This is a genomic window from Arcicella sp. (genome assembly GCF_964672035.1).
Genome location: NZ_CBABQS010000100.1, coordinates 1 through 13857, shown reverse-complemented (window position 1 = coordinate 13857; position 13857 = coordinate 1). Strand labels below are relative to the sequence as shown.

The following is a 13857-nucleotide window of genomic DNA, read 5'->3' as shown; positions in this document are numbered from 1 at the left end:
CAACACTTTCTTAATCCCCGCTTCGTTAATATCCCATCAAAGATTATTATCTTGCAAACTTTATTTATATCAACTCTTTTTTAATCGAATGAAATTTAGATTCTTAACCCTTTCGGCACTTTTTTTATGCCTAAATACTTTCGCTCAGAAGGTTTCACAAAATGCCAATTATCAATTTTTCGTGGATTTAACCAAAGTCCAAAATGATAAATTGGAGGTTTCTTTAATTACGCCTAAAATCTTGAAAGACGAAGTGGTTTATAATATGCCTAAGATTGTTCCAGGAACGTATGCCAATTATGATTTTGGACGTTATGTATCTGATTTTAAGGCTTTTGATGCAAATGGAAAGACGCTTTCAATCGAAAAATTAGACAAGAATAGTTATAAAATTAAAGGTGCAAAAGCACTCAATAAAATCACTTATTTAGTGGATGATACTTGGGATTCGCCCGAAATTTCGGGTGAATATGTCTTTGAACCGGCGGGAACGGATATTGAAGAGAATAAATTATTCGCCATTAATTCGCACGGATTTTTTGGCTATTTCACGGACTTAAAACGTCAAACTTACGAGGTAACTTTCACAAAGCCGACGGGTTTCTACGGAGCAAGTTCATTAACAGCATCCAAATCGGATGCAAAAAATGATACGTTTGTTGTGCCAAATTATAACGATTTAGTGGATGCCCCAATTATGTATTCAATTCCCGATACCACAATTTTGAAAGTAGGAGGAGCGGATATTCTGATTTCGGTATTTTCACCCAATAAAAAAGCAACCTCGGCAGAAATTGCGGAGAATGTCAAAACCCTTTTGGAAGCGCAAAAAGAATATTTAGGTGGAACATTACCGATTAAAAAATACGCTTTTATAATTGTACTTTCGGATAATTTGAAGAATGGCAGTTACGGTGCTTTAGAACATTCATATTCTTCGTTTTATTACTTGCCAGAATCATCTTCAGAAGAACTTTCGCAGACGATTAAGGACGTTTGTTCGCACGAATTTTTCCATATTGTAACGCCTTTGAGCATCCATTCGTATGAGATTGGGGATTTTGATTTTAACAATCCAAAAATGTCAAAACACCTTTGGATGTACGAAGGAATGACAGAATACGCAGCAGGTCACATGCAAATGAAGTATAATTTGATTGATTTGCCGAAATATATGGATATGATAAAATCTAAGATCGGCAATATGAACGACCGTTATAAAGATGAGATTCCATTCACGGTAATGTCGGTGGATGTCTTGGAAAAGTATAAAGACCAATACCCGAATGTTTACGAAAAAGGGGCGTTAATTGGCTTGTGTTTAGATATTAAATTACGTCAATTATCGGGTGGAAAATACGGTACGCAAAACTTAATGCGTGATTTGTCAAAATATTACGGAAAAGAGAAATCGTTTAATGATAATGAATTATTTGATAAAATTACGGAGGTTACGAAATTCCCAGAGATTCGTCAGTTTTTTGCCAAATATGTGGAAGGAAAGGAGCCTTTACCGATTCAAGAAACCTTGAAAAGCGTTGGAATTGACTATTTGAAGAGCCGTAAAAAGAAAGAAAAAACCTTGGGATATTCAGTTTATAATTTAGGAATTAACCCAGAATCGAAAGGGATTTTTATCATTGACGAAGATGGCATTGATGAATTAGGCAAGAAATTAGGCTTTAAAGCGGGAGATGAATTGGTATCGTTAAACGGTAAAAAATTAGATTTAACCACTTTCAGAACCGAAAGAAGCGAATATATGGCAAATGCCAAAGATGGTGATGAATTAAATTATGTGGTACTTCGCAAAGACGGCGACAAGAAAGTAGAAGTTAAACTTTCGGGTAAATTATTCATTCCAGAAGTAGAAGAAAAAAATATCCTTTCGCCGATGGAAAACCCAAGCGATGAACAATTGAAATTGCAACAAGCATGGTTAGTTCCTTCGGTGAATTAATTGTAACCTGATAATTTTGCAAATGAAAATAATTGTAATATTATTGAGCTCATTCTTATTCTTTGCTTGCGATAATATCAATAGTAATTTACCCCCACCGCAGGATGGGGGTAAATTTTTTTACCCAACAATCGGTCAATCAGTCGTATATGATGTGGAGGATACGCAATATGAACTTACTGGAAAATTCACGGTAAAAAATTATCAATTAAAAGAGGTAAATATTTCCGCTTTCAAAGATTCGGATGGAAAAGATGCTTTAAGAATTGAACGGTATCGAAGAGAAAATGAGTCTCAAAAATGGGTAATTGAATCCATTTTTATCGCAAAAAAAGAGATTGACAAAGCCCTTAAAACCGAAAATAATGTAACTTACGTCAAAATATCTTTTCCGATGAAAGAAGGTTTAAAATGGAATGGAAACGCTTATAATTCGTTAGGAAATGATAGTTATGAAATGAAAAAAGTCAATCAAGCCTTTCAAACGAATGGTCAAAAATTTGATAATTCCGTAACCGTTATTCAGCAAAATGACTCAACGTTGGTTGATTTGAAAAGACAAATTGAAGTTTACTCGGAAAGGATTGGATTGATTTACCAAGAAAAAATAAATGTATCTTATTGTAATTCAAGTGATTGTCTTGGAAAAGGAAAAATAGATTTTGGCACAAAACACATTTTAAAATTTAAAAGCAATGAGTGATAATGGACAATTAACAATGGATAATTATCAATTAAATTTGGTATTTATTAAGAGCGTTAATATAAAATCTCCACTGAGATATTACCAGAAAATCATTTTCCTCCTAATTGTCAATTATTCATTATCAATTGTCAATTGTAATGCTCAATTGCCCGCCAAATATCTCATTAATTTCAAGGATAAAACTAACTCACCTTATTCGGTTTCAAAACCTTTGGAATTTCTTTCTCAACGTTCGGTTAATCGTCGTCAGAAACAGAATATTACGGTCAAAACTCGTGATTTACCCGTTAATCCAGCTTATATTTCCGAAATCAAAAAAACGGGGGCAAAGATTTGGTTTACGTCTCGTTGGATGAATGCGGCTTTAATTCAAACGTCCGATGCCAATTTACAGACCATTTTGAAAATGTCTTTTGTGAAAGGGTTGGAAGTAAATGGAACGGTTGATAATCCAAGTACTCGATCGGCAAGAAAAGAATCTAAGTTTGAAAGCCTTGATATTCAGTCGTTTGATTATGGAAAAGCCAAAGTTCAAAATGAAATGATTGGCGTAAATGTCATGCATGATTTAGGTTTTAGAGGTGAAGGAATGATGATTGGGATTTTGGATGCAGGTTTCAATAATGCCGATAAAATTCCAGCTTTTAAAGCTCTCTATGATGAAAAAAGAATCGTTGGAACGTATGATTTTGTTAAAAAAGAGCCATCTGTTTATGAAGATGACGAACACGGAACCGAGGTTCTTTCGTGTATGGGCGCATTTTTGGAAGGAACGATGGTTGGTACTGCCCCAAAGGCATCTTTTCTACTACTTCGGTCAGAAGATGCACCCTCAGAATACATCATTGAAGAAGCCAACTGGCTTTTTGCGGCTGAATATGCGGATAGTGTAGGGGTAGATTTGATTAATTCTTCGTTAGGATACACTACTTTTGATGATGCAAAAACGGACCATACTTACGCACAATTAGATGGAAATACAACTATTGTGGCTCGTGCGGCAGACTGGGCAGCGGGCGTTGGGATTGTCTGTGTAATCAGTGCTGGTAATGAAGGAAGCAGTGCTTGGAAATATGAAGGAACGCCTGCCGATGCTGATTCTGTGTTGGCAGTTGGGGCAGTGGATGCCAATAAATCGTACGCAAGATTTAGCTCATTGGGTATCCCAACCGACCCACGCATCAAGCCTGATGTGGCGGCGATGGGGCAAGGAGTGGCCGTAATTGCACCAAATGGTAGCTTTACAACTTCTTCGGGAACTTCATTCTCTTCGCCCATTTTGTGTGGTATGGTGGCTGGATATTGGCAAGCTAATCCAACGCTAACGGCCATGCAAGTAATGGCTAATGTCAGGAAATCAGGTAGTCAGGCGGATAAACCCGATAAGAATTTGGGGTATGGAATTCCGAATTTGTACAAGGTTTTAGGAGTTCAAGCAGAGGTTGCTGACTTTTTTAAAGTCTATCCAAATCCCACAAATAAAGAAATTACGCTTGAAATGAATGATTTTTTGGGTAAAAATTATGAGGCAATTTTAATGGATATTTCGGGACGAGTTCAGCAGAATGAAACCATCAAAAACCGTATTCAAACGATTTCAATCGAGAATATACCTAAAGGGATTTATTTTTTGAGGGTTGGAAATGAAGAAAAAAGTAGTGTGGTGAAATTTATAAAAGACTAATTAATCTCCAAAATAACGTCATTTGTCAGTAAATGCTTTAATTATATCGTTTTATCAAATTTTAATAAATTCTTCTTCATATATTTCCGTCAAAAATATTATTAAATCAAATAAATATCCATGAAAAAGCTAAAATTTTTAATGACATTTTGCTTAATTATTACAGCATTAGGCACTTATGCACAATTTGGACAAGGGGGCGGCGGCGGCTATCAACAACTTTCTCCCGAAGACCGTGCTTATAATCAGACCAAGCAAATGAAAAAGATGCTAACTCTGACTAAAGAGCAGTTTGATCAAGTAGAAATTGTCAATGTGAAATATGCGTTGTTGATGGATTCTACAATGAAAGCAAACGGTGGATTTTCTCCTGAAATGAGAGAAAAAATGAAGCCAATGATGGAGGCAAAAGACAAAGAATTAAAGCCCATTTTAACGGAGGAACAAAATAAATTATACGAAGAAAATCGGAAGAAAATGGGGGCTGGTGCAGGCAGAGGGCCAAATAATTAAGTAGTTTAGATTTAGCTCAAAAAATAAAAAGCCTTCAAATTATTGATTTGAAGGCTTTTTTGTGCAGACGCAGACAACACCTCTAATATAATTACATACAAACTATTACAAAAAAAAATTAAATTTTGGGTCACCTATTTGGAGGTTTTCATGATGAAAATTAGTATTTTACAATAAAAAATTTAATATTGTTTCAAAAATAAATAGTTGCTTAAATATCAGATTTTGCGATAAGTAGCATACGCATTAAACCGATGAATTTTTAATGACCGAGCAGTAAAGAAAACCTTCATTTTGGGACAAAATATCATATTTTGAGAGGGTTGGAATTACGTTTTTTATTCCGTTAATCTTTGTGTTCTTACCTTTAAAAGACACAATTGATGGATCACCAAAACCTGTCAAGAACGGTGGAGTATATTTTGCGGTAGCACCTTTAGAATAAGTATTTCACGCTTTAATAAAAAATAATGAAAAGAAGAACCTTTATTAAAAACTCATCCTTAACTGCTTTGGGCGTAAGTGCCTTTGGAATATTGGACTCATACAGTAAATATTTTGTTTTCGTCAACGATTTGAAAGTAAATGAACAGCGTATTGTAAATCGTATTACGGAATTATCCAAATTTGGAATGGATGAGAAGGGGCATGGCTACAGGGTTGCTTTTACAAAAGGAGACATTGAAGGACGGGCATGGTTTATGGAGCAGATGAAAGGGGCTGGGCTTGATCCCACCATTGATGCAGCGGGAAATATCATCGGTAAACGAAAGGGGGAAAATCCAACCCTAAAACCTATTGCCTTTGGTTCGCACATTGATATGGTACCCGATGGTGGAAACTATGATGGACCTTTAGGTTCTATCAGTGCTTTGGAAGTAATTGAAGTGCTAAATGAAAATAAAATGATGACCGAGCACCCGCTGGAAGTAATCATTTTTTCCAATGAAGAAGGGGGTACTATTGGGAGTATGGCGATGTCAGGCGGACTCACCAAAGAAGGTTTGCAACAGAAAAGTCAAAGCGGATTAACCATGGCTGAAGGAATAAAAGCGATTGGGGGCAATCCTGACAATATTGAATCGTGTGTCCGAAAAAAGGGTGATCTACACGCATGGTTAGAATTGCACATAGAACAAGGGGGCATTTTGGAGAAAGAAAACCTACAAATTGGTGTAGTAGAGGGTATTGTAGGCATTGTCCATTGGGAAGTAACAGTTGAAGGGTTTGCCAATCATGCTGGTACCACGCCTATGAATATGCGACAAGATGCCTTGATGGCTTCCTCAAAATTTATAATAGCCGTAAATGAAGTAGTTAACTCTGTAAAAGGAAATCAAGTTGGGACTATTGGAAAAATTGGAGCAACACCCAACGCTTACAACGTTATTCCTGGTAAAGTAGTATTGGGTTTAGAGATACGAGATTTATCAGCCGATAAGATTGAAATGCTATTTCGTGAAATAGAAAAACGGGCAGCATCAATAGCAACAACAAGTAAAACGACTATCAGTTTTAACAGGCAGGCAAACGCATCAAAATCGGCGCTCACCGACAAAACATTACAGCAAGCAATTAACACATCTGCCAAAGCCCTTGGTTTTAGTACAAAATTTATGCAAAGCGGTGCTGGTCACGATTCACAAGAAATCGCAGCAATTGCTCCTGTTGCCATGATCTTCGTTCCAAGTGTAGGGGGTATTAGTCATTCATACAAAGAATTTACCAAAGCGGTGGACGTTTCCAATGGGGCTAATGTGCTTTTACATACAATTTTAGCCATTGATAGAAATAAAGGTTAATGCTCACAGAAGTCAGTTTCGACTTCGTGGTAATTTATGGATTTGGTCGTAGGTTTAGCGAAGTATTCCTACGACCTGTATCCGTGGCGAGGGTCTCCATTCGCCAACTTGCGAAAGCTACCTCCGTGGTCGGTGTCTTCATCGCATCATCATGCGAAAGCAAGATTCCTATCTCCGTTTAACTTCCACGTAAAAACCATGGATACGAGTTGCTGTATTTCTTCTTCAGTGAGTTTGATAAAACGCATCAACGAAGATATAAAAAGATATACTTTTAGGGTGGCTAATTACTGCGAAGGATATTGAAAAATAATTTTGCTTATGCGGTTAGGTTGTCTTGTGAAAGTCTATATTCTTATGCTACACTACCTACTTTTTAGTATTTTTTCTGATAAATGTCTCTACTACATTAAACATATTCACGGTCCAAAACTCGGCTGTGCCGTGGTCTGCACCAGCAAGCGTATAATATTCAAATACTTTCCCGTTTTCTTGCAGTTTTTTGGCTAAAAGTTCACTCTGATTGAAAGGAACAATACGATCCATGTCTCCATGAGCTATCAATATGGGTGGGATTGCGGATGTTTTATTGATATAGTTCAGAGGATTCGTTTTTTGGGATTTTTCTGGATTTTCATTGACAGTAAAACCTCCAATCAACATTCCTTCTGGACTATCGGGTTTATTGTGATTAAAAATTGAAGGAAAATCTTGCATTTTAGCAATATCGGTTGGACCATAAAAATCCACAACGGCATTTACTTTATCCGAATATTCGGTGTATTCTTCCGTATCCAAATCTTTATTTCCTGAACTAATCCCTGCAAAAACGGAAGTATGACCTCCAGAAGAGTCTCCCCAAATAAAGATATTTTCTGGGTCAATATGATACTTTTCGGCATTTTTGCGCATAAATCTAATGGCGGTTTTTGCATCTTGAATTTGAGCAGGAAAAGGACTTACTACAGAAGGGCGATATTCAACTATGGCTACCAAAAACCCCCGTTGAGCAAATTTTGATAGCTGGGGAATTACCTTATAAACGTCTTGCTTCATCCATGCTGAACCTTGAACGTAGATTACGCAGGGTAATTTCTTCTTTTCTGACAGATTTGGCGAAAGAATTTGTAAACTTAAATCCAAATTATCTCTTTTTGTATAGATTATATTTGGCGTGTACATTACCATAACTTCTGGCTTAAACAATAGTTTTTTATTGCTTTTTATAGTAGAAACTGAAACAGGAAACTTAGCGATTGAAGGTTTCATAGAAGATTGAGCGTGAGAATATTGCATGATCAATATTCCAAATATGGTTAGGATTAATCCTTTCATAATAAATGTATTTTTTGTCTAAAATTACTCAATTTAGAAGGTTCAAAGAAACGTTAGATGCTAAATTGAGTAATTAATATCGGGGGATAATCGATTGGATTATTTATATTGCTGGTGTGAATAACCCCAGTGAAATGCCGAGCTAAACGAGCCATTAATAATCTAATTCAGTTTTATGTTTTTCAATAAAGTCAACCCACTTCATGGGCTGTTTACCCGTAATAGAAGGGAAGTTATCAAATGTATCATCAGCTCCTGGTATTGTCCCTGCTGCATAACGTTTCCAATGTTCATAGACACATCCCATATAAGCCATTTCAGCCCCTGCTTCCTGCATAACTTTCAAAAATACTTCGGGGGAAAGTGGCTCATAGCGGAAGGGTTTGCCAATAATAGAAGTCATTAACGATGCCATTTCAGGGTAACTTAGGGCATCATATCCTAACCTGTAAGTTTGTCCACTATGTACGCTTGGATTTGCCAAAGCCAAAGCCGCTACTTGTGCCACATCTCCAACATCAACCCAACTTAATCTGGCACCTTCTACATAAGCCTTAATTATGCCATTTTCGATTGCCTTCTTACCGCCGTAACTCAGCACATTCTGCATAAAAGTTTCGGGACGTAAATGGGTAAATGAAAAACCGCACCATTCAATATACCGTTCAATTAATTGATGCCATGCCCAATGGGCAACGGAGGTATCATCCCGACCACACGCTCCCAAATGCACAATAGTTGAAACGCCCGCTTTTTTAGCATTGTCTAAAAAGGCTTTACTCTGTCGTAACATATCAACGGTGTAACCTGTAACGAGAAGAACCCTATCAACATCTTTGAGAGCAGACAGATGGGTACTTTCATCATCAAAATCAAGGATGACTGTTGCAATGCCTTTTGCTTTGAAGGGAACTGCTTTTTCGGGTGAGCGTACTGCGGCTATAAGCTCAATGTCGTTATTCGACAAAAGAAATTCTATGGTTCTGCTACCGACTTGTCCAGTAGCTCCAGTAATCAGTATTTTTGGAAGGTTTGTATTGGTCATTCTATGTTTATCTGTGATGCAAATTTAACTATTAAAGTCATAGTTTCGTTCATAAGGAATGCTGAGAGATAGACAAATATATATTTCAAATAGGATGAGTATTAATCCAAAATATTTTTATTTATGCAGTAGCTCAGGTCCTGCCGAGTTACGCTTATCAAAAAGCCCTCAGGGCATTCCTTGAATACAAAATCAAAAGTTTCAAAATATACTATATCCGTGGTCGGTGTCATCGCCGCACCATCGTGCAAAAGTAAACAAACAATGCTAATCTTTAAATTCATCTACAATTTTGGCGTATGTCAAAGTTTGCTTGATGTTTGAATGTCCCAGTATTTTTGAAATTACCTCGATATCCATGCCGAGCATTAAAGATTTAGTGGCAAACATGTGTCGTGTAATATGACAAGTAAATAGTTCGTATTTTGGAACTAACACAATTTTAGGAACACTCTTTTCAAATCTAATTACTTCTATGTCATAATCGAGTGTAGCTCTCTTGCCAATTTCCTTTATATAAACGTTCATCCGCTGATTCGTAAGTATCGCATTGTTTTGGTATTGTAGTCCTTATATTTGGTAATAAGTACTTATGCCTCCGGTATTAAGGGAATTTGCACATGTTTTGCAATCCGCATGGCACTCACTGACTTTTGAGGAACAATACTAATTACTCTATATTTTCCCTTGTCTATATTTGGGTCACTAAAAAAGGTATTATGTTGAAAAAAAAAGGTATTGAATACGGAAGCAAAAGCATGAAAAAACCTTCCAAATATCCATTTTTCAATGATTTTGAAAGGTTAATCAATACATTAGTATTAAGTGTGTGTGGAGACGGAGAGATTCGAACTCTCGTCCAGACAAGGAAACCGATAACTTTCTACACGTTTAGTCTTGATTATTTTTTCGAGACAGGCAGGGTTCAAGCCAGACCTTTTTCTATCCTTATCCTCTCTGTACTAAATGTTTGCTTAGAGAAATCACAACATTCGACTTTGCGAAGCGTCCCCCCAAATCTCCACGGCAAAGTTTAGCGGAGTGGGAGGTGGCGAATAATCACAATCTAATTGGGATTACTCAAAACGAAATTCAATTAAGAATTAAGCTGCCATGGCATACTGAGTATTGCCAGTTGTTTGTTTGGACTGATTAGTTACGGGAGGTCAAGACCAACTCCCGACGTGCTTACTACCGACCTGCACAAGCTGTCAATACCGGTCGCCCCCATGTTGTAATTGAATTGGGATTGCAAAGGTAATAGAGTTTTTGGATATATCGTAATAAATTTACTACAATAAATTCGACAACGGATTGAACGGATTTTACTGATTTACACCGATAAAAGGTTTGTTTTAATTTGCATAAAATAGGGCGTTTATTGTGATAAATTTACAATAAAAAAATCCAAAAATCTGTTCAATCCGTGGTCTAATTTCGTAGCATCACTTCCCAACTCTCACCGTCAATCCACCAAAGGCAAAAGTTCCTGAAGCGGGTTCAAAATAACGATTGGCGGTGGCATTTATTTGAACGTTTGCATTGTAAATTTCGTTGAATAAATTATTAATTCCGATGAAAGGTTCGATCACTAAATGCTTCAATTGTTTTCGATATCCCAATCTTATATTTACCGTTGCATAGCCCGTATTTGTGGTCAAATTAGCATCGTCAGCGTAGAGTTTGCTGATACTTCTTACCTGTGCAATTGCGTAGATTCCTATGCGTAGAAAGTATCTTATTTCACCGTAAATATTGTGTTTGGGGATTCCTGGTAGTATATTTCCGTCAAATTTACCTGCCGTTGTCTGGTAAGATTTGTACTGAAAATCTGAATAGGTATAATTGAGGAATGTCGTTAATCCCGAACGGATTTTATAAGTCAATCCCATTTCTAACCCTTTTCTTTCCGATAATCCTGCATTTCGAAAATAGGTTTTTCCAACCTGATTGGCCAATTGATAAGGCACAATTTCATCTTCAACTTCGATGTAAAAAACCGAAATGTCGGCTCTGAATTTTTTACCCAAAATGCCTTTGTAACCTACTTCATAATTTCTTGATTTTTGCGGACTCAAATCAGGATTAAAACCGCCAAGTCCCGTAGGATTATTGGATAAATCATTCAAGGAAGGCGTTTCGAAATTGGTGGAAACGTTGGCAAATACGGAAGTCGAAAGGGTAGGAGAGAAGGATAACCCCGCCATTGGACTGAATCGTTGGAAAAATTGCGTGGCGGATTGATTGCCATCCGAAAGAAATTTATCCGTAACCTGTAAATGAATATCGTCAAAACGGGTATTTACCGATAATTTCAAGGTCGGAATTATTAAAAATTCTTGTAATAAAAATACCCCAATATTTCTAAATTCTTCGATTTGGTCGAGCCTTAAAGTGCCTTCTTTTCCTGCTAAATTATCAAAACGTTGTCGATTATCTTGTTGATTTTCAAGGTCTATACCTGTTTTTAGACGATAATTTTTAGTTGTAAATTGATAATTAAATCCTCCACCCACAAAATCCCGGTTGAAGGCAATTTGACCGCTGGTTTGAAGAGCTTGTCGGCTTGCAAAATCACGATTCAAATAAAATCCTCGAACATTAATTTGATGTTTTTCATTGAAAATATGGTCATAAATTAAGGCAATTCTTTTCTGTTTGAAGGTTTCGGAAGCGTCAAAAGTAATATTTTGGGGACGAGATTGCTGACGGTTTTTATCAATTTCTGATTGAATCAACGCTCCTGGGTCTTCTGCCCTTGGACTATCAATATAATTGGCTAAAAATGTGAGTTTATTTTTATCCGTAAAATTGAAAATAAGTTTTCCATTCAAAAAATTACGTTCAATCGAACTGTGCTCACGGTAGCCCGTACTTAGCAGGCGGGAGGCGGAGACAAGATACATGACTTTTCCTAATGCTTGCCCAGTTTTAAATTGGTACCGTTGTAATCCGTAAGCCCCAACGTTGGCTTGAAATTCGGCAAAATTTTCTTTCGCATTTTCCGAAAAAATACTAATGACACCGCCCGAAGCATTGCCATATAGCCCCGATGATGGCCCTTTTATCACTTCCATGCGCTCCATAGTTCCCACATCCAAATTTCCCACTTTTGCTGTGCCGTCGGGAATAGATTCTGGAATACCATCTAAAATAATTTTTATGCCTCTAATACCAAATGATGCCCTCGCTCCAAAACCCCGAATAGAAATCCGTAAATCTTGGGCAAAATTTTCAGAATTCATCGCAAAAACACCAGGAATTGCGCCTAAAGATTCAAAAAGGGATATTTTGGATTGCCCTACTTGTAATCTCGATTGGTCGATAACGGTGATTGAAAGCGGGGTTTGAATGTCTTTGGCAATAAACCTTGAGGAAGAAATGGTAACAGGTTCGAGTTCTTTTGAGGTCGTAGTTGTGTCGGTTTGAGCAAAAACTGCTACTGAATTTAAGGTTAAGAGGGTAATAAAAAGTTTATACATATTGCTGACGAGTTTATGGACAAAGATACTAATTTCTATTTGTTGTCTATATCAAAAAACAATATCAGACCCGTAAATTATCTATTCTCTTTTTTTCTACACTGCTTATAAGAACTATGTGGTTGCAAAAAAACCCTGAAAAGTCGAGACTTAACAGGGTCGTATTATGGGTCGGAGTATTAAAAATTTAAGAAAGTAAGGATTATAACCTTGAATGTTTTAATACAAAGGGGGCGTGGAGCATCGTCACTTTAAGTCCGCCAACTTTAGGGTCAAATAACTCCACTTCCTTTGCGAATACGGTTTTGGAATTGACAGCTTTGCTTTCGTTGTTTTGCGTCCGCCAACACATTGCAGCGTGCAAAACTTTCCACCCCCGTAAGGTCTTTCCCGAAGCTCGCCCTCTAAAAACGTCCGCCAACAATTATAGATTTATGCTCATTTCGGGAAAAATTTTCAACCACAAAACATCAACATTTATATTAATAATAGTTGATGTGCATTGGCAGTTATTCCAGAATAGACAATATAAAATTGTAAATCAGAAATTGAAATTTCGGAAACTAAACCTTAGAAAAATCGTGGAAAACAGGTAGAAAATATCTACAAGAAAGGAATCTTTAAGGGAATTCCGCCACATCGTTTTCAAAGATTTGGTTTAGCTATATCGAGGCTTTTGGTTTGAATTCTCATGAAAATCATAAGAATTCAAACACCTTAGCTCTGCCAAAACTCTCTTCATGGCGGTAAAAAGATTTGATTTTTATCAATTAATATTGGAAATCTACGTTTAGAAATCTAATTATGTATTTTTAATTATTGTGCCAAATTTTAGTAAAAAGCAATAATTGATTTTTACTTCCCTGCTATCTGGCGGAAATGCTTGGATATAAAATCTTTTTACAAAAGCCGTGCCAAGTTTTCATTAGTTGTAAGTTGAGCGGGGTGCGTAACCTGATGAGTTATGAATTTAAAAAACTAAAAGTGAACTTTTTATTCCCAAATCGAGCTCTTTTTAACTCATAACTCATAACTCATAACTCATAACTCATAACTCATAACTCATAACTCATAACTCATAACTTCTTTACTTACTTCATGAAGACAATCATCATAATTGCGGTCTAAAAACCAAAGGCATTCTTGGAAAGAAAAGTTTTTGGGAATAGGGATTTTGTAGTTTATAATTTGAAAAAATTAATTTTTGCAAGATACAGAATTGAGTTTTGTTAAAAAATTGGCAAATTGCGGGAAATGTACCACAGACTTCTGAATCTGTATTTTATGGAACAAACAATTTATACAAAATATATCAATTCGCCTTTGGGAG

At 36.5% G+C, this 13857-nt stretch carries 11 protein-coding genes and 1 other RNA gene; 6 read left to right on the top strand and 6 right to left on the bottom strand.

Going from position 1 to position 13857, the window contains the following annotated elements:
* The 6 genes from AC1W31_RS18665 to AC1W31_RS18640 all read left to right on the top strand — a co-directional run.
* The coding region (locus AC1W31_RS18665; RefSeq protein ID WP_481736006.1) for a M61 family metallopeptidase at positions 1–1960 on the top strand (1960 nt) is incomplete at its 5' end.
* 22 nt (positions 1961–1982) lie between these two features.
* A complete protein-coding gene (locus tag AC1W31_RS18660; protein ID WP_481736005.1) occupies positions 1983–2663 on the top strand; it encodes a hypothetical protein in 681 nt (226 codons plus the stop codon).
* Positions 2656–4350 (top strand): S8 family serine peptidase, encoded by a 1695-nt coding sequence (locus AC1W31_RS18655; protein ID WP_481736004.1) that lies wholly within the window; start codon positions 2656–2658, stop codon positions 4348–4350. Before AC1W31_RS18660 ends, AC1W31_RS18655 begins: the two co-directional genes overlap by 8 nt.
* 120 nt (positions 4351–4470) lie before the next feature.
* Positions 4471–4863: a hypothetical protein gene (locus tag AC1W31_RS18650; RefSeq protein ID WP_481736003.1), complete on the top strand. Its 393-nt coding sequence runs from the start codon at positions 4471–4473 to the stop codon at positions 4861–4863.
* Positions 4864–5333: 470 nt separating this feature from the next.
* Positions 5334–6665: an allantoate amidohydrolase gene (locus tag AC1W31_RS18645; protein ID WP_481736002.1), complete on the top strand. Its 1332-nt coding sequence runs from the start codon at positions 5334–5336 to the stop codon at positions 6663–6665.
* 36 nt (positions 6666–6701) lie between these two features.
* Complete coding sequence (locus tag AC1W31_RS18640; protein ID WP_481736001.1) at positions 6702–6971, top strand: hypothetical protein; 270 nt, start codon at positions 6702–6704, stop codon at positions 6969–6971.
* Between the two features lie 63 nt (positions 6972–7034).
* Here AC1W31_RS18640 and AC1W31_RS18635 read toward each other — a convergent pair whose 3' ends face one another.
* The 6 genes from AC1W31_RS18635 to AC1W31_RS18610 all read right to left on the bottom strand — a co-directional run bounded on the left by AC1W31_RS18635 (position 7035) and on the right by AC1W31_RS18610 (position 12948).
* Complete coding sequence (locus AC1W31_RS18635) at positions 7035–8000, bottom strand: alpha/beta hydrolase fold domain-containing protein (protein ID WP_481736000.1); 966 nt, start codon at positions 7998–8000, stop codon at positions 7035–7037.
* Between the two features lie 154 nt (positions 8001–8154).
* Positions 8155–9045: an SDR family oxidoreductase gene (locus tag AC1W31_RS18630; RefSeq protein WP_481735999.1), complete on the bottom strand. Its 891-nt coding sequence runs from the start codon at positions 9043–9045 to the stop codon at positions 8155–8157.
* Between the two features lie 267 nt (positions 9046–9312).
* The gene (locus AC1W31_RS18625) at positions 9313–9573 is read right to left on the bottom strand and encodes a tyrosine-type recombinase/integrase (protein WP_481735998.1); all 261 of its coding nucleotides are present in this window, start codon (positions 9571–9573) and stop codon (positions 9313–9315) included.
* 301 nt (positions 9574–9874) lie between these two features.
* Positions 9875–10274: a transfer-messenger RNA gene (ssrA, locus tag AC1W31_RS18620) on the bottom strand.
* A 216-nt stretch (positions 10275–10490) separates the two neighbouring features.
* Positions 10491–12527, bottom strand: coding sequence for a TonB-dependent receptor family protein (locus AC1W31_RS18615; protein WP_481735997.1), 2037 nt, complete (start codon positions 12525–12527; stop codon positions 10491–10493).
* 202 nt (positions 12528–12729) lie between these two features.
* Entirely contained in the window at positions 12730–12948 is a 219-nt protein-coding gene (locus AC1W31_RS18610; protein ID WP_481735996.1) for a hypothetical protein, read from the bottom strand.
* Between the last annotated feature and the right edge of the window lie 909 nt (positions 12949–13857).

Excerpts from the sequence above, each read along its gene's own strand:
- AC1W31_RS18615 (WP_481735997.1), bottom strand. The coding sequence starts at position 12,527 with ATGTATAAACTTTTTATTACCCTCTTAACCTTAAATTCAGTAGCAGTT.
- AC1W31_RS18625 (WP_481735998.1), bottom strand. The coding sequence starts at position 9,573 with ATGAACGTTTATATAAAGGAAATTGGCAAGAGAGCTACACTCGATTAT.
- AC1W31_RS18630 (WP_481735999.1), bottom strand. The coding sequence starts at position 9,045 with ATGACCAATACAAACCTTCCAAAAATACTGATTACTGGAGCTACTGGA.
- AC1W31_RS18655 (WP_481736004.1), top strand. The coding sequence starts at position 2,656 with ATGAGTGATAATGGACAATTAACAATGGATAATTATCAATTAAATTTG.
- AC1W31_RS18645 (WP_481736002.1), top strand. The coding sequence starts at position 5,334 with ATGAAAAGAAGAACCTTTATTAAAAACTCATCCTTAACTGCTTTGGGC.
- AC1W31_RS18635 (WP_481736000.1), bottom strand. The coding sequence starts at position 8,000 with ATGAAAGGATTAATCCTAACCATATTTGGAATATTGATCATGCAATAT.
- AC1W31_RS18660 (WP_481736005.1), top strand. The coding sequence starts at position 1,983 with ATGAAAATAATTGTAATATTATTGAGCTCATTCTTATTCTTTGCTTGC.
- AC1W31_RS18650 (WP_481736003.1), top strand. The coding sequence starts at position 4,471 with ATGAAAAAGCTAAAATTTTTAATGACATTTTGCTTAATTATTACAGCA.
- AC1W31_RS18640 (WP_481736001.1), top strand. The coding sequence starts at position 6,702 with ATGGATTTGGTCGTAGGTTTAGCGAAGTATTCCTACGACCTGTATCCG.